19 protein-coding genes and 1 riboswitch are annotated in these 18,178 nt (G+C 61.3%); of the genes, 15 read left to right on the top strand and 4 right to left on the bottom strand.

Translation table 11 applies throughout. From position 1 onward, the window contains the following. Positions 1–7: 7 nt before the first annotated feature. Positions 8–658 (bottom strand): phosphoribosylglycinamide formyltransferase, encoded by a 651-nt coding sequence (gene purN / locus V6Z53_RS24880; protein ID WP_338582307.1) that lies wholly within the window; start codon positions 656–658, stop codon positions 8–10. After that, a complete protein-coding gene (gene purM / locus V6Z53_RS24875; RefSeq protein WP_053156858.1) occupies positions 658–1,716 on the bottom strand; it encodes a phosphoribosylformylglycinamidine cyclo-ligase in 1,059 nt (352 codons plus the stop codon). Before purM ends, purN begins: the two co-directional genes overlap by 1 nt. A gap of 383 nt (positions 1,717–2,099) precedes the next feature. On the opposite strand from purM, the gene V6Z53_RS24870 reads away from it, so the two are divergent. The 6 genes from V6Z53_RS24870 (at position 2,100) to V6Z53_RS24845 (ending at position 7,430) form a co-directional block, all read left to right on the top strand. Then, the gene (locus V6Z53_RS24870; RefSeq protein ID WP_338582306.1) at positions 2,100–3,167 is read left to right on the top strand and encodes a DUF2066 domain-containing protein; all 1,068 of its coding nucleotides are present in this window, start codon (positions 2,100–2,102) and stop codon (positions 3,165–3,167) included. 37 nt (positions 3,168–3,204) lie between these two features. Beyond that, positions 3,205–4,278, top strand: a complete 1,074-nt coding sequence (locus V6Z53_RS24865) for an AI-2E family transporter (protein ID WP_338582305.1) — start codon at positions 3,205–3,207, stop codon at positions 4,276–4,278. A 197-nt stretch (positions 4,279–4,475) separates the two neighbouring features. Next, complete coding sequence (gene hda / locus V6Z53_RS24860; RefSeq protein WP_338582304.1) at positions 4,476–5,180, top strand: DnaA regulatory inactivator Hda; 705 nt, start codon at positions 4,476–4,478, stop codon at positions 5,178–5,180. Between the two features lie 226 nt (positions 5,181–5,406). Beyond that, positions 5,407–6,054, top strand: a complete 648-nt coding sequence (locus V6Z53_RS24855; RefSeq protein ID WP_338582303.1) for an NlpC/P60 family protein — start codon at positions 5,407–5,409, stop codon at positions 6,052–6,054. Positions 6,055–6,221: 167 nt separating this feature from the next. Continuing rightward, positions 6,222–6,758, top strand: a complete 537-nt coding sequence (locus V6Z53_RS24850) for a C40 family peptidase (RefSeq protein WP_338582302.1) — start codon at positions 6,222–6,224, stop codon at positions 6,756–6,758. An 18-nt stretch (positions 6,759–6,776) separates the two neighbouring features. Then, a complete protein-coding gene (locus V6Z53_RS24845; RefSeq protein ID WP_338582301.1) occupies positions 6,777–7,430 on the top strand; it encodes a class I SAM-dependent methyltransferase in 654 nt (217 codons plus the stop codon). Between the two features lie 55 nt (positions 7,431–7,485). Here V6Z53_RS24845 and V6Z53_RS24840 read toward each other — a convergent pair whose 3' ends face one another. Both V6Z53_RS24840 and V6Z53_RS24835 read right to left on the bottom strand, forming a co-directional pair. Then, a complete protein-coding gene (locus tag V6Z53_RS24840; protein WP_338582300.1) occupies positions 7,486–8,799 on the bottom strand; it encodes a sorbosone dehydrogenase family protein in 1,314 nt (437 codons plus the stop codon). 67 nt (positions 8,800–8,866) lie between these two features. Then, a complete protein-coding gene (locus tag V6Z53_RS24835) occupies positions 8,867–9,451 on the bottom strand; it encodes a hypothetical protein (protein WP_338582299.1) in 585 nt (194 codons plus the stop codon). A gap of 152 nt (positions 9,452–9,603) precedes the next feature. Then, a riboswitch (cobalamin riboswitch) is annotated at positions 9,604–9,837 on the top strand. 82 nt (positions 9,838–9,919) lie between these two features. On the opposite strand from V6Z53_RS24835, the gene cobO reads away from it, so the two are divergent. From cobO to cobC, 9 genes are all read left to right on the top strand, one after another. Then, entirely contained in the window at positions 9,920–10,531 is a 612-nt protein-coding gene (gene cobO, locus V6Z53_RS24830) for a cob(I)yrinic acid a,c-diamide adenosyltransferase (protein WP_338582298.1), read from the top strand. Between the two features lie 10 nt (positions 10,532–10,541). Then, complete coding sequence (locus V6Z53_RS24825; RefSeq protein WP_338582297.1) at positions 10,542–11,924, top strand: cobyrinate a,c-diamide synthase; 1,383 nt, start codon at positions 10,542–10,544, stop codon at positions 11,922–11,924. Continuing rightward, a complete protein-coding gene (gene bluB / locus V6Z53_RS24820; RefSeq protein WP_338582296.1) occupies positions 11,921–12,571 on the top strand; it encodes a 5,6-dimethylbenzimidazole synthase in 651 nt (216 codons plus the stop codon). The genes V6Z53_RS24825 and bluB overlap by 4 nt, the downstream gene beginning before the upstream one ends. Next, entirely contained in the window at positions 12,568–13,476 is a 909-nt protein-coding gene (cbiB, locus tag V6Z53_RS24815) for an adenosylcobinamide-phosphate synthase CbiB (RefSeq protein ID WP_338582295.1), read from the top strand. The genes bluB and cbiB overlap by 4 nt, the downstream gene beginning before the upstream one ends. Further along, positions 13,469–14,461 carry a threonine-phosphate decarboxylase CobD gene (gene cobD, locus V6Z53_RS24810; RefSeq protein ID WP_338582294.1) on the top strand — a complete coding sequence of 331 codons (993 nt, stop codon included), beginning with the start codon at positions 13,469–13,471 and terminating at the stop codon, positions 14,459–14,461. Before cbiB ends, cobD begins: the two co-directional genes overlap by 8 nt. Further along, positions 14,458–15,909, top strand: a complete 1,452-nt coding sequence (locus V6Z53_RS24805; protein WP_338582293.1) for a cobyric acid synthase — start codon at positions 14,458–14,460, stop codon at positions 15,907–15,909. The genes cobD and V6Z53_RS24805 overlap by 4 nt, the downstream gene beginning before the upstream one ends. 121 nt (positions 15,910–16,030) lie before the next feature. Further along, a complete protein-coding gene (gene cobU, locus V6Z53_RS24800) occupies positions 16,031–16,552 on the top strand; it encodes a bifunctional adenosylcobinamide kinase/adenosylcobinamide-phosphate guanylyltransferase (protein WP_338582292.1) in 522 nt (173 codons plus the stop codon). Further along, entirely contained in the window at positions 16,549–17,604 is a 1,056-nt protein-coding gene (gene cobT, locus V6Z53_RS24795; RefSeq protein ID WP_338582291.1) for a nicotinate-nucleotide--dimethylbenzimidazole phosphoribosyltransferase, read from the top strand. Before cobU ends, cobT begins: the two co-directional genes overlap by 4 nt. Further along, complete coding sequence (cobC, locus tag V6Z53_RS24790; RefSeq protein ID WP_338582290.1) at positions 17,601–18,176, top strand: alpha-ribazole phosphatase family protein; 576 nt, start codon at positions 17,601–17,603, stop codon at positions 18,174–18,176. The genes cobT and cobC overlap by 4 nt, the downstream gene beginning before the upstream one ends. The last annotated feature ends 2 nt before the right edge of the window (positions 18,177–18,178 follow it).

The following is an 18,178-nucleotide window of genomic DNA, read 5'->3' as shown; positions in this document are numbered from 1 at the left end:
AAATCTCCTAGATTCGAATCAAGTGGCCGCTGGCCGCGAGTATCTGTCCATCCAGTAAAGCACCCTGATCGCCGAGTGATAGCCGGCCTTCGGCAAACCAGCGCACGGCCATCGGGTAGATCAGGTGCTCCTGTACATGGACTCGCTGCGCCAGACTCTGCGGCGAGTCGTGCAACTCTACCGGTATTACTGCCTGTACGACCAGTGGTCCGCCATCGAGTTCCTCGGTGACGAAGTGCACGGAGCAGCCGTGTTCAGTGTCGCCGGCTTCCAGCGCGCGCTGATGAGTGTGTAACCCTTTGTATTTGGGTAGCAGCGAGGGATGGATGTTGAGCAGGCGACCCTGGTAGTGGCGTACGAAATCAGCGCTGAGAATGCGCATGAAACCGGCCAGCACCACGAGTTTGGGATTGAATTCGTCGATCAGTTCGATCAGCGCGGCATCGAAGGCTTCGCGGCCCTCGAAAGCCTTGTGATCCAGGGAGCGGGTGTCGATACCCGCGTCCCTGGCGCGTTGCAGGCCGTAGGCGTCGGCGCGGTTGGAAATCACCGCAGCGACGCGGACCGGGCTGTCGCCGGTCCGCGTGCTGTCGATCAAGGCCTGCAAGTTACTGCCGGTGCCGGACAACAGCACCACCACATCACAGGTCTGGTGCATCAATGAGCCTTGAGGTTCTTCAATTCAACCTGAGCCGCGCCTTCGGCAGCGGTGGAGATCTGACCGATGACCCAAGGTTGTTCGCCGGCTTCACGCAGGACATTCAGGGCGGTTTCAACGTGCTCTTGAGCCACGCAGATGACCATGCCCACGCCGCAGTTCAGCACGCGGTGCATTTCGTTTTCGTCGACGTTGCCTTTCTCTTGCAGCCAGTCGAACACCGCCGGGCGGGTCCAGCTCGCCACGTCAACCACGGCTTGTGCGCCTTTTGGCAGAACGCGCGGGATGTTGTCCAGCAGGCCGCCACCGGTGATGTGGGCCATGGCTTTGACGGCGCCGGTTTCCTTGATCAGCTTGAGCAGCGGCTTCACGTAGATGCGGGTCGGGGCCATCAGCAGGTCGGTCAGCGGCTTGCCGTCGAGCTGGGTGTTTTCGATGTCGGCACCGGACACTTCGATGATCTTGCGGATCAGCGAGTAGCCGTTGGAGTGCGGACCGGAGGACGGCAGGGCGAGCAGGGCGTCGCCGGCAGCCACTTTGGAACCGTCGATGATTTCCGACTTTTCAACCACGCCGACGCAGAAACCGGCCAGGTCGTAGTCTTCGCCTTCGTACATGCCAGGCATTTCAGCGGTTTCGCCGCCGACCAGGGAGCAGCCGGACAGCTCGCAGCCAGCGCCGATGCCAGTCACGACCTGGGTCGCGGTTTCGACGTTCAGTTTGCCGGTGGCGTAGTAGTCGAGGAAGAACAGCGGCTCGGCGCCGCAGACCACCAGGTCGTTGACGCACATGGCAACCAGGTCGATGCCGATGCTGTCGTGCTTGTTCAGGTTCAGTGCCAGGCGCAGCTTGGTGCCGACGCCGTCAGTACCGGAAACCAGCACAGGCTGCTTGTAGCCGGCCGGGATTTCGCAGAGGGCGCCGAAACCGCCCAGGCCGCCCATGACTTCCGGGCGCGCAGTGCGCTTGGCGACGCTCTTGATGCGTTCGACCAATGCTTCACCGGCGTCGATGTCTACACCGGCGTCCTTGTAGCTCAGGGAGGGTTGCTTGCTCATGATCCAGGCCTTTAGGGGGGATTCAGGGGTAACGACCGAGTCCAGCGGGGCCGCCGAAATCGACGAAGGCGATTGCCTCACGCGAATTTCGAGGGTGCCCGGCTGTTGCCGGTCTGCGAAGGCGCGCGATTTTATCAGGCTTGAAGGGCAGCGGCCATCCTCAGGCCGACGGCAGGGGCATATCCGCCTAAAAAAACCGTAATTCTTTTACGTTGATGGCATCCTGCTGACCTGCGCAAGGTATCGCCATTAACCGTCTATCGTTATGACAGTGCGAAAACTTACCCAGGACGTGTGAATGTTTTGCGCCGGGCGATGGTCACAGCCTTGCTCGATCGTCTCATGCGATCTGTTCCAGCCGCTCTTGTCGTCAGGAATCTTCCATGCGTTTTTGTAAATTCTTGTTTGTGGGCTGTTTGTCATTGGTCAGCCTGGTCAGTCATGCCGAAACCGTCAAAGGCCTTTATCAAGTTCGCGAACCGGTCAGTGGCCAGTCGCCGGAAGAGCGTGACCAGGCGACTCAGCGCGCCCTCGATACGCTGGTCTTGCGTCTGACGGGCGACCCCAAGGCAGCGCAAAGCCCGGGTTTGGCGGCGGTCCGCAAAGAGCCGCAACAAATCATCACTCAGTTTGGCTATGACGCCGGACCGCCGGAAGTCCTTAAGATCGATTTCGATCCGAGCACCACCGAACAGGCATTGCGTCGTGCCGGATTGGCCATGTGGGGCGCCAATCGGCCATCGATCCTCGGGTGGTGGCTGAACGACAACACCGATGGTTCGAGCCTGGTGGGCGATGGCCAGGCCAGTGCGGCCCCGCTGCGTCGTGCGGCGCAACACCGTGGCTTGCCATTGCGTTTGCCACTGGCGGATTTGAATGAACAGATCGTCGCTACCGCACCGAATCTGGAAAGTGCTGATCCGGCGCCGCTGCGCAGCGCCTCGGAACGTTACAATGCCGACGCTTTGCTGGCGGTGCATGCTCGCGAAGAGGGTGGTCAGTGGCAAGCCAAGTGGCGTTTGTGGCTGGGCGATCAAAAAGAGGCGGGCAGTGTTCAGGGGGCGGATCAGGCAGCCGTGGCGGACGCCGTGATGCTGGCGGTCAACGAGCGACTGGCGCCGCGATTCGTCGCCAAACCCGGGGCTTCGACCCCGCAGTTGCTGGAAGTGAAAGGCATGAATCTTGAGCGTTATGCCACGCTGGGGCGTTTGCTCGAGCCTTTTGGCGGGCGTCCGCAAAGCGTCGATGGCGACCGGATCCTTTATCGGGTCAATGGCAGTGCGGAACAGTTGCGGGCGCAGTTGTCGCTGGCGAAATTGCAGGAGGTCGCCGTGGAGCCGGCACCCGCTCCGGCCCCGGTGGCACCCGTTCCGCCTGCGGCCGACGGTGCAGCGACGCCTGTCGTAACACCTGCGTCGGCACCGACGCCGCAAATGAGTTTCCGCTGGTAGGTTTTTCTTTCTTTATATAGAAGCAATGGAGTGGTTCATGGCCGATACGCGGCGTTGGTTCTGGTTGGGTGCAGTGGTCCTGCTCTGCGCGTTTATCTGGCTGTTGCATCCGATCCTCACGCCGTTCCTGGTGGCGTTGCTCCTGGCTTATCTGTTCGATCCGGTGGTTGATCGACTGGAGAAGGCCGGACTGTCACGGACCTGGGGCGTTATCACGGTATTCGCGCTGTTCACCCTGATTGTCACCGCGCTGATGCTGGTGCTGGTGCCGATGCTCGCCAAGCAGCTGTTCCGTTTGTATGAGCTGGCGCCACAGATGCTCGATTGGTTGCAGCACACTGCATTGCCATGGACGCAATCGAAGTTTGGTCTGTCGGAAGGCTTCTGGAGATTCGACAAGCTCAAGGCAGCCATCAGCGAGCACATGGGGCAGACCACTGACATCGTCGGTGTGGTGCTGACGCAGGCCACGGCATCGGGCCTGGCGCTGATTGCCTGGCTTGCGAACCTGGTGTTGATTCCGGTGGTGAGTTTCTACCTGCTGCGGGACTGGGACCTGATGATGGCCAAGATCCGCAGCCTGCTGCCCCGTGATCGCGAAGAGCGCGCGGTGATGCTGGCCGGAGAGTGCCATGAGGTGCTCGGCGCTTTCGTCCGCGGGCAATTGCTGGTGATGGTGGCGCTCGGCGTAATCTACGCCGCAGGCTTGATGTTGGTGGGGCTGGAATTGGGTCTGTTGATTGGCTTGATTGCAGGTCTGGCGGCGATCGTGCCGTACATGGGTTTTGTCATCGGCATTGGTGCGGCCTTGATTGCCGGGCTGTTCCAGTTTGGCGGCGACCTGTATCCGATGGCGGGCATCGTCGCGGTGTTCATGGTCGGTCAAGCGCTTGAGGGGATGGTGCTGACGCCGTTATTGGTGGGGGATCGCATCGGGCTGCACCCGGTAGCGGTGATTTTCGCGATTCTGGCTGGTGGTGAATTGTTCGGTTTTACCGGTGTTTTGCTGGCGCTGCCGGTGGCGGCCGTGATCATGGTGCTGGTGCGCCATGTGCATGATTTGTATAAGGATTCAGATATTTACAGCGGTGTTGACGATCCGGAGCTTTAGACCGCTACGCAGGCAGCCCGGATTGATCCCGGGTTGCCACCCGTAGCGCCAAAGAAACTGTCATAAAACCGGAGCGTCAACGCAAACCTTTGATTTTGCTTGTGGTCTGTCGCATTGTGCGGTCGGCTTCACGGGTATAAACTTCGCGAACTTTACACAGAGGCCACTAACGGTTCCTTTGGAACTGTTCAGTCAGCATGAAACCGATTCAGCTGCCCCTAGGTGTGCGTCTGCGTGACGACGCCACCTTTATCAACTACTACCCAGGCGCCAATGCCGCTGCACTCGGCTATGTCGAGCGGCTGTGCGAAGCCGACGCCGGGTGGACCGAAAGCCTGATTTACCTCTGGGGCAAGCATGGGGTAGGGCGCACACATCTGTTGCAGGCCGCGTGCCTGCGTTTCGAGCAGATGGGTGAACCGGCGGTGTACCTGCCGTTGGCCGAGTTGATGGATCGCGGCATCGAAATCCTCGACAACCTTGAACAGTACGAGCTGGTCTGCCTGGACGACTTGCATGCAGTGGCAGGCAAAGCGGATTGGGAAGAGGCGCTGTTCCATCTGTTCAATCGTCTGCGTGACAGCGGTCGGCGTTTGCTGATTGCCGCGTCGACTTCACCGCGTGAATTGCCGGTGAAACTGGCGGACCTTAAATCCCGCCTGACCCTGGCGCTGATCTTCCAGATGCGCCCACTCTCCGACGAAGACAAATTGCGCGCCCTGCAACTGCGTGCGTCCCGTCGTGGTTTGCACCTGACCGACGAGGTCGGGCATTTTATTCTGACTCGCGGCACCCGCAGCATGAGTGCGCTTTTCGAATTGCTTGAACAGCTCGATCAGGCCTCCCTTCAAGCGCAGCGCAAGCTGACCATTCCCTTCTTGAAAGAAACCCTCGGCTGGTAGCTGAGCCCGGTAAATTCGGGCGCTGCAACGCTTTTTGGCATATTTCAGGCGCCAGAAAATCCGCTTTCCTGCACTGGGCAGGCCGCGTGAGCGATCAAAATGGGCTTAAGCGCTTAGATGTAAACGAGAAACCGAGAAGTCACAAAAAGATCGATTGAATTTGCAAATGAGGTTGATAGCGGGCATAGTCTCGCCTTCTTTACAACTATCAGCCACGGTCGTGCCCATGCTAAATCGCTTTGCACCCCTCGTGCCTCTCGCACTCGTTACCCTGCTGTTCGGTTGCGCTGCCCACTCTCCAGTGTCGCAGCAAGCGCAACAACAGCAGGCTCAAAACTCGGTTACCGCTCAGTCTTCCGTTCGTTATCAAGACTCTCTTTACCAGGAAGAAGTGGCCACCGAAAAAGAACTGGCAGCTTTTGCCGATGGCAAGTCCTACCAGCTTCCGGTTCTGGCCGACAGCATCCTCGAACGCGGCATGTCCCTGATCGGTACCCGCTACCGTTTCGGTGGTACCTCTGAAGCCGGTTTCGATTGCAGCGGTTTCATCGGCTATCTGTTCCGTGAAGAAGCCGGCATGAACCTGCCACGCTCGACTCGCGAAATGATCAACGTAGACGCACCACTGGTCTCGCGCAGTAAGCTTGAGCCGGGTGATCTGCTGTTCTTCGCAACCAACGGCCGTCGCGGTCGCGTCAGTCACGCCGGGATCTACCTGGGTGACAACCAGTTCATCCATTCCAGCAGCCGCCGCAGCGGTGGTGTGCGGATCGATAGCCTGGGCGACAGCTACTGGAGCAAGACCTTCATCGAAGCCAAGCGCGCACTCGCCATGGCTCCAGGTGCTTCCCCGATCGTCACCGCACGCAAGTAAGCGGACAGTTTGTAAGGTGAACTTAAAGTCTTACTTGAAGTTTGCCTGATAAGCGCTAGAATTCTGATCTATCAATGATGGCAAACCGCCTGCGTACTGCGCAGGCGGTTTTCTTTTCTGCGTCCCCAGCAGAAAAAAAGCCGCAGCCAGATCAGGATGCTCTGCTTATGTCGACGTCGGCCCGCCTCGCAATCATGTTCCTCGCAGCGCTGCTCAGCGCTTGCGCCAGTCGTACACCGCCGCCAGCGCCGGTGGTTCGCCCGCCCATCGTATTCGGTCCTTCCCAAGCCTTTTCGCCTGAAGCGGAAGACGTGCTGTTTCGCGCGTTGGGCCTGGTCGGCACGCCATATCGTTGGGGCGGCAATACACCGGATTCGGGTTTCGATTGCAGTGGGCTGATCGGCTACGTGTACCGTGATGTCACTGGAATTTCCCTGCCGCGCACGACCCGTGAAATGATTTCCATGCAAGCCGCCAACGTCGGCAAGGAAGGCCTGCAAACGGGTGACCTGGTGTTCTTCGCCACCAATGGCGGTTCCCAAGTCAGCCATGCCGGTATTTACGTCGGCGAGGGTCGTTTCGTCCATGCGCCAGCCACGGGCGGCACGGTCAAGCTCGACAGCTTGTCCAAGGCGTATTGGCAGAAAGCCTACCTGAGCGCCAAGCGTGTCCTGCAACCGGAGCATCTCGCGCGCAATCCGTAATAGCCAGAGGTTGTGGTCATGACCGCTCGCACGCTCAATCTCGACGATTCGCTGTACCAATATCTGCTCGACGTGTCCCTGCGCGAGACGCCGTTGCTCAAGCGTTTGCGCGACGAAACCCAGGCGCTGCCCATGGCGCGCTGGCAGATTGCGCCGGAGCAGGGGCAGTTTCTCGCGTTGCTGGTGAAACTCACCGGCGCCCGGCGGCTGCTGGAAGTCGGCACCTTCACCGGTTACAGCGCCCTGTGCATGGCGGCGGCATTGCCGGATGACGGTTCGCTGATCTGCTGCGACATTCCCGGCGATTACAATGCCACGGCCCGCCGTTGTTGGCAGGAAGCCGGATTGGCCGGGCGAATCGATCTGCGTTTGGCGCCTGCGCTGGAGACCCTTGGCAAGTTGGACCAGCCCGGCCAGTTCGATCTGATGTTCATCGATGCCGACAAGGCCAACTATCCCGCCTATCTGGAGCATGCGCTGCGGTTGCTGCGGGTCGGTGGGCTGGCAGTGTTCGATAACACGCTGTGGAGCGGGCGGGTGCTGGAGGACAATCCAGAGAGCGCGGACACTCGCGCGATCCAGGCGCTCAATCGAGCGTTGAAGGATGATGCGCGGGTGGATCTGTCATTGTTACCGTTGGGGGATGGCCTGACGCTTTGTCGTAAGCGCTGAATGCCGACCCTGTGGGAGCGAGCAAACTCGATCCCACAGGGTATGCGGTTTGCAGTTATTTAGTTGCGGACACCCGCCACACCTTATTCCCCACATCATCCGCCACCAGCAAATCCCCCTGCTGATCAATCACCACGCCCACCGGCCGGCCCATGGCTTTTTCATCTTCATTGAGGAAACCAGTGAGCACGTCCAACGGTTGCCCAACCGGTTTGCCGGCGCTGAAGGGTACGAAAATCACTTTGTAGCCACTGTGCGGCTTGCGGTTCCAGGAGCCGTGCTGGCCGATGAATGCGCCTTCCTTAAACTGAGCGGGTAACGTGTTGCCTTCGGCAAACGTCAGGCCCAGTGATGCGGTATGTGGCCCGACTGCGTAGTCCGGCGCAATCGCCTTGGCCACCAGGTCCAGGTTTTGCGGTTCGACGCGCACGTCGACATGCTGGCCGTAGTAGCTGAACGGCCAGCCATAGAACCCGCCGTCCTTGACTGAGGTGATGTAGTCCGGCACCAGGTCGCTGCCGATCTCATCGCGCTCGTTTACCGCTGTCCACAACGCGCCGCTTTGCGGTTCCCAGGCCATGCCGTTGGGGTTGCGCAAGCCTGAGGCGAAGATCCGGTGGTTGCCGGTGGCGCGATCCACTTCCCAGATCGCCGCGCGTCCTTCTTCCTGATCCATGCCGTTCTCGCCGACGTTGCTGTTCGAGCCAACCGTGACGTACAGCTTGCTGCCGTCCTGGCTGGCGATGACGTTTTTGGTCCAGTGGTGATTCAGCGTTCCGCCCGGCAGGTCGACGACTTTGATCGGCTGCGACTTGATGGCCGTGTCGCCGGTTTCATAGTGGAAACGCAGCAGTCGATCGGTATCGGCAACGTACAGGTCATTGCCGACCAGGGTCATGCCGAAGGGTGAATTGAGGTTTTCCAGGAACACCGTGCGCGTTTCGGCGATGCCGTCGTGGTTGGTGTCGCGCAGCAGCGTGATGCGGTTCGGGCTCGGTACGTCCGCGCCGGCGCGGCCCATGACTTTCTTGGTGATCCAGCCCTTGATGCCTTTGTTGTCATCGGGTTTGGGCGGCGCGTTGGTTTCGGCGACCAGTACGTCGCCATTGGGCAACACGTATAACCAGCGCGGATGATCGAGGTCCTCGGCAAACGCGGCGACTTGCGTGCCGCTGGCGGCCACAGGTTTTGCGCCGTCCGGCCAGCCTATCGCCGGGGCGATGTTCATCGTCGGGAACAGGGTTTTATTGGGTTCGGGCAACTTGGGCGACGGGCCGGTGCCGTCGGAGACTTGCAGGCTGGAGGTTTCACCGCAAGCGGCGAGCCCTCCGGCGAGAGCGACAACGAATACGAGCTGAGACGTGCGCATTGCTGATCTTCCCTATGAGTGCCTTGATTTAATCATAGAGAAGCATGGACGCAGGATGGTTCAACCTTCAGCTGCGCGCTTCCTTGAACAGAACGGCGATACCAGGGTGATAGTGACCCGCTTCGTTGCGCAATTTGCGATAGGCGTAGGGGAAATACCAGGCCACGGCGCAGGTGTGCTCTTTTTGCAGGTCATCGACCATGTCCTGGAGTTCTTCCGGGGTAGCGCCATGCTGGAGTTTTTGCGGTGCGACGAACAGGCAGCCGAGTTTCAGGTCGCTGGCGTAGCTGATGCGCTTGGCATCGCTGGTGATGTCATGCAGCGCCTGGGTCAGGTTCAGGCTGTTGACCCGTGGCCAGCGTTGCGTGGCCTGCAGCCAGGCGCGTGTTTCGGGGGTGGCGATGAACAGGTCGGCGCGAGCATTGCGCTCGCCTTCTTCGAGCTGTTTGCGGGTGGGCGATTGCTGCAGGGTGATCATCTCGGCCATCCACGCGGCGGAGGAAAGCAGGCCGAGGTTGGCCTTTTCGTCGAGCCAGTAGGGCGTTTCGTTATCGCCGCGCACGGCGTTGTAGCGGTCGATACAGTCAAACCAGCGCTCCAGCACCGGGCGCAGGAATTCGAGCTTCGGATTGCTGATGATCATGCCTTGCATGGGGCTCACCCTTGTTATTGTGTTGTGAGGTTGTGGCTCTTTGATATCACTGCTCGGAGTGTGGCACAAGATTGACGTCAAATTGCTGATCGGCGGCAGTTATTCGCTTTCGCGCCCCGTCTTCAATTGACGCTCCACCCCCAACCCTCTAACCTTCGCGGCTTGTTTCAGGTGCTCTGTGGCTTGGGTCGACAGAGTGAAACAGGGAAGTCGGTGAGTGGTCGCTTCGATATATGAAGCCTCGCGATCCCGGCGCTGCCCCCGCAACGGTAAATGAGTGAAAACTGCGTTTTGCGCCACTGTGTCGACTGTCGACATGGGAAGGCACGCAGTCCGGCCAACGCCGCTCATGAGCCCGGAGACCGGCCTGATCCATCCAAGCGGCATCACGGTGGGCGATGCCAGGCTTCTTGCCATCTATTCTTGTGCCTGCCCGCCGTTATTCCTGCCTCAACGGAGAGCTCCCCCATGACTGATACCCCTGATCGTGACGAACGTCATCTGGCGCGCATGCTGCGCAAAAAAGCCGTGATCGACGAACGCATCGCCAATTCCCCGAACGAATGCGGCCTGCTGCTGGTGCTGACCGGCAACGGCAAAGGCAAGAGCAGCTCGGCGTTCGGCATGCTCGCTCGCGCCATGGGCCACGGCATGCAGTGCGGCGTGGTGCAGTTCATCAAGGGCCGCAACAGCACGGGCGAAGAACTGTTCTTCCGACGCTTCCCGGAGCAGGTGCGTTTTCATGTGATGGGCGAGGGCTTTACCTGGGAAACTCAGGATCGCCAACGCGACATCGCTGCCGCTCAAGCCGCCTGGGCCGTGTCGCAGGAACTGCTGCGCGATCCGTCCATCGGCCTGGTGGTGCTGGATGAGTTGAACATCGCCCTGAAGCACGGCTACCTCGATCTCGATCAAGTACTCAGCGATTTGCAGGCGCGCCCGCCGATGCAGCACGTGGTGGTCACCGGTCGCGGCGCCAAGCCGGAGATGATGGAACTGGCTGACACCGTCACCGAGATGGGCATGATCAAGCACGCCTTCCAGGCCGGTATCAAAGCGCAAAAAGGCGTCGAGCTGTGAATACTATTTTATGAAAAACAGTCGACACTGCCCGGCAGTACTGATTGCCGCGCCGGCCTCCGGTCAGGGCAAGACCACCGTCACCGCCGCGCTCGCCCGTTTGCATCGTAATCAGGGGCGCAAGGTGCGCGTGTTCAAATGCGGCCCGGACTTTCTCGACCCGATGATCCTCGAGCGCGCCAGCGGTGCGCCGGTCTATCAACTGGACATGTGGATGGTCGGCGAGCAGGAAAGTCGTCGCCTGTTGTGGGAAGCGGCGGGCGAAGCCGATCTGATTCTGATCGAAGGCGTGATGGGGCTGTTCGACGGCACGCCGTCCAGCGCTGATCTGGCGCGACACTTCGGTGTGCCGGTGCTCGGCGTGATCGACGGCACGGCCATGGCCCAGACCTTTGGCGCATTGGCCTTGGGGCTGGCGCGTTATCAGCCGGACTTGCCGTTTGCCGGTGTCCTGGCCAACCGCGTCGGCACCCTGCGTCATGCACAGTTGCTCGAAGGCAGCCTGACTGAAGGTCTGCGTTGGTACGGCGCATTGTCTCGGGAGACCGGGATCGAATTGCCGAGTCGCCACCTCGGACTGGTGCAGGCCAGCGAGTTGAATGATCTCGATGTACGTCTCGACGCGGCGGCCGATGCCTTGGCCAGCAGTTGCGAGGTAGCGCTGCCGCCAGCAGTTGAGTTCGCCGCGCCGGACGTGATGACGGCCGAGCCGCTGCTAGCCGGCGTGCGCATTGCCGTCGCCCGGGACGAAGCGTTTGCCTTCACCTATGGCGCCAGTCTGGATTTGCTGCGGGCGATGGGCGCCGAGCTGCTGTTTTTCTCGCCGATCCGTGACGCGCAATTGCCGGAAGCAGACAGCCTGTATCTGCCGGGCGGTTATCCGGAATTGCACCATGTGGCCCTCTCGCAAAACACTTCGATGCTGAACGCAATTCGCGCGCACCACGCAGCGGGCAAACCGTTGCTGGCCGAATGTGGCGGCATGCTTTATCTGCTCGATTCGTTGACCGATGTCGAAGGCACTCGCGCCGAATTGGTGGGTTTGTTGAGCGGTGACGCAGTGATGCAAAAACGCCTCGCCGCCCTGGCCTTGCAAGCGGTTGAACTGCCGGAAGGTTCGCTGCGCGGGCACACCTATCACCACTCGCTGACCACCACCGAACTGACGCCGATTGCCCGAGGCTTGAGCCCGAATGGCGGGCGCGGGGCGGAGGCGGTTTATCGTGAGGGGCGGATGACGGCCTCTTATGTGCATTTTTATTTTCAGTCGAATCCAGCGGCGATTGCTGCGCTTTTCGCACCTGTCCTTGAGACCGCTTTCGCGAGCAAGCCCGCTCCCACAGGGGAACACATTTCAAATGTGGGAGCGAGCTTGCTCGCGAAGAGGCCATGACAGACAACGCCTTCTCCGAAGCCGAACGCGCAGCCGTCTACCGCGCCATCGCCGAACGCCGCGACATGCGTCACTTCAGCGGCGGCACGGTCGAGCCCGAGTTGCTCCGGCGCCTGCTCGAAGCCGCGCACCAGGCACCGAGCGTCGGCCTGATGCAGCCTTGGCGTTTCATCCGCATCAGCAACCGCGATTTGCGCGGCAAGATCCAGGCGCTGGTGGAAGAAGAACGCATCCGCACCGCCGAAGCCCTCGGCGAGCGCACCGACGAGTTCATGCAACTCAAGGTCGAAGGCATCAACAACTGCGCGGAAGTGTTGGTCGCCGCGCTGATGGATGATCGCGAACGGCATATCTTCGGGCGCCGTACCCTGCCGGAAATGGATTTGGCTTCGTTGTCCTGCGCGATCCAGAACCTGTGGCTGGCGTCCCGTGCCGAAGGACTGGGCATGGGCTGGGTTTCATTGTTCGAACCGCAAGCCCTTGCGGATTTGCTGGGCCTGCCATCCGGCGCCAAGCCACTGGCCATTTTGTGCCTGGGGCCGGTCAAGGAATTCTATCCGGCGCCGATGCTGGTGCTCGAAGGCTGGGCGCAGGCGCGCCCGCTGAGCGAATTGTTGTATGAGAATTTTTGGGGAGTGAGTCAATGAGTGTGGCGTTGTTGAGTGTCGCCGCGGTTGCGCTGGATGCGCTGCTGGGTGAACCCAAACGCTGGCATCCGCTGGTGGCGTTCGGCCGATTTGCCGAACGCATCGAGCAACGTTTCAACGGCGGTGGTCGTGGCTGGCGCAGTCATGGTGTCACTGCGTGGGTGATCGTGGTGTTGCCGCTGACGTTGCTCGCCACGGCGTTTTCCTGGGCACCTTACGTAGGCTGGATCGTCGAGATTCTCGCGCTCTATTGCGCCCTCGGCATGCGCAGCCTCGGTGAACACGTCGAGCCTGTGGCGAAAGCCTTGCGCAGCGGCGATCTTGAAGAAGCACGCAAACGCGTCAGTTATCTGGTCAGCCGCAAAACCAGTGAGCTGGATGAGACCGAAGTCGCCCGTGCCGCCACCGAATCTGTGCTGGAGAACGGTAGCGACGCGGTGTTCGCCGCATTGTTCTGGTTTGCCGTGGCCGGTGCGCCGGGCGTGGTGCTCTACCGTTTGAGCAATACGCTGGATGCGATGTGGGGCTATCGCAACGAACGCTTTGAGCGCTTCGGTTGGGCGGCGGCGAAAATCGACGACGTACTCAATTACATTCCTGCGCGTCTGGTGGCTTTGACCTACGCGCTGCTGGGCAAAACTCGACTGGCCATGAAATGCTGGCGCACCCAGGGACCGACCTGGGACAGTCCGAATGCCGGTCCGGTGATGGCGGCGGGCGCCGGTGCGTTGGGTGTCGAGTTGGGCGGGCCGGCGATTTATCACGGTGAACTGCATCAGCGCCCGCAACTGGGCGAAGGTGTGCCGGCGGATGCCGACTCCATCGACCGTGGCTGGCAATTGGTCCAGCGCGGGGTATGGTTATGGCTGCTGATTCTCTGCGTGGGAGCTGAATTTTATGCTTGAACACGGTGGACGGTTGCGCAAGGCGGCGCTCGAATACGGCATCGAGGACGCCGATTGGCTCGACCTGTCCAGCGGCCTCGCGCCCTGGCCGTTTCCGGTTCCGGATATCCCGCTGCGGGCCTGGGCACGGCTGCCGGAAACCGATGATGGCCTGGAGCAGGCTGCCTGTGATTACTACGGCACCTTGCAGGCATTGCCGGTGGCCGGTTCGCAGATGGCCATCCAGTTGCTGCCGCGTTTGCGCCGGGCCGGCAAAGTCGGCGTGCTGTCGCCGTGTTACGCCGAACATGCCGAAGCCTGGCGCCGCAACGGTTACATCGTGCGTGAAGTGCTGGAGCAGGAAGTCGACTTTTTTGTCGACAGCCTCGACGTGTTGGTAGTGGTCAATCCGAACAATCCCACGGGCCTGAGCCTGACGCCCGCCCGGTTGCTGGACTGGCATGCGCGTCTGGCGCAACGCGGTGGCTGGCTGGTGGTGGACGAAGCGTTCATGGACAACACGCCGCACCTGAGTGTGGCGCCGTTTGCCCATCAGGTCGGTTTGATCGTGCTGCGTTCGTTCGGCAAGTTTTTCGGTCTGGCCGGTGTACGTTTGGGATTCGTGCTGGCCGAGCGCAAGTTGCTCAAACTGCTCGCCGAGCAGGTGGGACCGTGGGCGGTCAGCGGGCCGACCCGTGTGTTGGGGCAGGCGTGCCTGCGCGATACCGAAGGGCATATGCGGCAGCGGGTTCGCGCCGACGAGGCCAGCGAGCGTCTCGCGTCATTGCTGGCGCTGCACGGTTTCCAGCCACAGGGCGGCTGTGCGCTGTTCCAATGGCTGATCACCGAGCGCGCCGAAGAATTGCATGAGTTCATGGCCCGGCGCGGCATTCTGCTGCGCTTGTTCGCGCACAACAGCAGCCTGCGCTTTGGCCTGCCGGGCGAGGAAGCGGACTGGATGCGTCTCTCCGCAGCCTTCGAAGCCTTTGCCAAGGACAGCCGATGACCACGCTGATGGTGCAAGGCACCACGTCCGATGCCGGTAAAAGCACACTGGTCACGGCACTGTGCCGATGGGTCACGCGTCAGGGTGTGAGCGTGGTGCCGTTCAAACCGCAGAACATGGCGCTCAACAGCGCCGTGACTGCCGATGGTGGCGAGATCGGTCGCGCGCAAGCGGTGCAGGCCCAGGCCGCGTATCTCGAACCGCACACCGACATGAACCCGGTGCTGCTCAAACCCAACAGCGACACCGGTGCTCAAGTAATTATCCACGGTCGTGCGGTCACGACGATGAACGCCGTGGCTTATCACGACTACAAAGCCATCGCCATGCAAGCGGTGCTGGCCTCCCACGAACGCTTGAGCGCGGCGTATCCGGTGGTGATGGTCGAAGGTGCGGGCTCGCCGGCCGAGATCAATCTGCGTGCCGGCGACATCGCCAACATGGGGTTTGCCGAAGCGGTGGATTGCCCGGTGGTGCTGATCGCCGACATCAATCGTGGCGGGGTTTTCGCGCATCTGGTGGGCACGCTGGAGCTGCTGTCGCCGAGCGAGCAGGCGCGGGTCAAAGGCTTCATCATCAACCGTTTTCGCGGCGACATCGCCTTGCTGCAACCCGGTCTCGACTGGCTTGAAGAGCGCACCGGCAAACCGGTGATCGGGGTGCTGCCCTACGTGATGGACCTGCATCTGGAGGCCGAGGACGGCATCGATCAGCGCCAGACCGACAAGGCCGAGCAGGTCCTGAAAGTTGTGGTGCCGGTGCTGCCGCGCATCAGCAACCACACCGATTTCGACCCGCTGCGCCTGCACCCACAGGTCGACCTGCAATTCGTCGGCCCCGGCCAGGCGATTCCACCGGCCGACCTGATCATTCTCCCCGGCTCGAAAAGCGTGCGCAGCGACCTTGCGTACCTGCGCGCCAATGGCTGGGAAACGGCGATTTCCCGGCATTTGCGCTACGGCGGAAAAGTCTTGGGTATTTGTGGCGGCCTGCAGATGCTCGGCGAACAAGTCCACGATCCATTGGGCCTTGAAGGCGCGCCGGGTTCCAGTGCGGGGCTTGGATTGCTGGCGTTCGAAACGCAGCTCGAACAGGATAAGCAACTGCGCAATGTGCGCGGGCGTCTGGCGCTTGAAGATGCCGAAGTCAGCGGCTATGAAATCCATGCCGGCGTGACCACCGGCCCGGCGCTGGAACACGCTGCCGTGCAACTGGATGACGGTCGTAGCGATGGCGCGCAGAGCGTCGACGGACAGATTTTCGGCACCTATCTGCATGGCCTGTTCGAGTCCCCGGCGGCGTGCAGTGCACTGCTGCGCTGGGCTGGTTTGCAGGCGGTGCAGGATGTGGATTACCACGGGTTGCGCGAGCGCGATATCGAGCGGCTGGCGGATCTGGTGGAGAAGCATCTGGATACCGGGCTGTTGCGGGAGCTCTGTGGGATTTGAGGTGATTGTGCTGGCCCCTTCGCGAGCAAGCCCGCTCCCACATTGGAACGCGGTCGAATGTGGGAGCGGGTTTGCTTGCGAAGACGGCAGTCGCCTCACTGCACATTTTAAGGAATAAACCATGCTGCAACTGATCCTCGGCGGCGCCCGCTCCGGCAAAAGTCGCCTGGCCGAAAAACTCGCGACTGACAGTCAATTGTCGGTGACCTACATCGCCACCAGCCAGCCGCTGGACGGCGAAATGAACGATCGGGTCGCCCATCACCGCGCCCGTCGCCCCGCCGAATGGGCGCTGATCGAAGAACCGCTCGAACTCGCCCGCGTCCTGCGTGAAAACGCCCGCGCCGATCATTGCCTGTTGGTGGATTGCCTGACCCTGTGGCTGACCAATCTGCTGATGCTCGACGATGCCGAACGCCTGAGCGCCGAGCGCGATGCTTTGCTGGAGTGCCTGGCGTCGCTGCCGGGTGAAATCATTTTTGTCAGCAACGAAACCGGAATGGGTGTCGTGCCGCTGGGCGAATTGACTCGCCGCTATGTCGATGAAGCCGGTTGGCTGCATCAAGCCCTGGCCGAGCGCTGTCAGCGAGTCGTCCTGACCGTCGCCGGCCTGCCCCTGACTCTCAAAGGAACTGCGTTATGACCCAATCCTGGTGGCTGAACCCGTGCCAACCGATCGATGCCCAGGCCGTCGAGCAGGCGCAAGCGCGTCAACAGCAATTGACCAAGCCGGCCGGTTCTCTGGGGCAGCTTGAGTCGGTGGCGGTGCAATTGGCGGGGTTGCAAGGGCAGGTCAAGCCGAGCCTGGAGCAGCTGTGGATCGCGATTTTTGCCGGTGACCATGGTGTGGTCGCTGAAGGGGTTTCGGCATTTCCCCAGGAAGTCACCGGGCAAATGCTGCACAACTTCGTCAACGGCGGCGCGGCGATCAGCGTACTGGCGCGGCAGTTGGGGGCTTCCCTTGAAGTGGTCGACCTCGGCACAGTCACTCCGTCGTTGAACCTGCCGGGAGTGCGTCACTTGAACGTTGGTCCGGGCACGACGAATTTTGTGCAAGGCCCGGCGATGACTGTGGCTCAAGGTGAGCGTGCGTTGCAGGCCGGTCGCGACAGCGTGCTGCGGGCGAAAGCGGCCGGTGCGCAGTTGTTCATTGGCGGCGAAATGGGTATTGGCAACACCACGGCCGCCAGTGCGCTGGCCTGTGCTTTGCTCGATTGTCCGGTGGTACACCTGACTGGACCGGGCACCGGTTTGAATGCGGCAGGTGTCAGCCACAAAGGCGAAGTGATCGAGCGAGCATTGGCCTTGCACGGCGCTCAGCGTGGTGATGCGCTGCAAACATTGTTCAATCTCGGCGGCTTCGAAATTGCGGCGTTGGTCGGCGCGTATCTGGCCTGTGCCCAGGAAGGCGTCGCGGTGCTGGTGGACGGTTTCATCTGCAGCGTCGCGGCGGTGGTGGCGGTGCGCCTCAATCCTGAATGCCGGCAATGGCTGTTGTTCGGTCATCGTGGTGCCGAGCCGGGGCATCGGCATGTTCTGGAAACCTTGAACGCCGAACCATTGCTCGACCTCGGTTTGCGTCTGGGCGAGGGCAGTGGTGCGGCATTGGCGGTGCCGTTGCTGCGTCTGGCCTGTGATCTGCACGGGCAGATGGCGACCTTCGCCGAAGCGGCGGTCGCGGATCGTCCGGCATGACCTTGCGCCTGGACCTGCTGCGCCATGGTGAAACCGAACTCGGCGGCGGCTTGCGCGGCAGTCTCGATGATGCGCTGACCGACAAGGGCTGGCAGCAGATGCGCGAGGCGGTGATTGAGCAGGGGCCTTGGGATCGCTTGGTCAGCTCACCGTTGCAACGATGCGCGCGGTTCGCCGAGGAACTCGGTGCCCGGCTGGCTGTGCCGGTGCAATTGGAGAAAGACCTGCAAGAGCTGCACTTCGGAGCCTGGGAAGGGCAGAGTGCTGCCGAACTGATGAAAACCGACGCCGAAGCCTTGGGTCTGTTCTGGGCTGATCCTTATTCGTTTACGCCGCCTGAAGGTGAGCCGGTTACGGACTTTTCGCTGCGGGTGTTATCGGCTGTGGCGCGATTGCGCGCGGCATACGCTGGCGAACGCGTGTTGCTGATCAGCCATGGCGGCGTCATGCGCTTGTTGCTGGCCCAGGCGCGAGGCTTGCCCCGTGAGCAGTTGCTCAACGTCGAGGTCGGCCATGGTGCGCTGTTCTCGCTGGCGGTCGAGTCCGATGCTTCGTTAAGGGAAGTGCGCTGATC

This window comes from Pseudomonas sp. MAG733B, from assembly GCF_036884845.1.
In the GTDB taxonomy this organism is placed as follows: domain Bacteria; phylum Pseudomonadota; class Gammaproteobacteria; order Pseudomonadales; family Pseudomonadaceae; genus Aquipseudomonas.
Note: the sequence above shows the minus strand (reverse complement) of the source record. Positions and strands in the feature narration are given on the sequence as shown.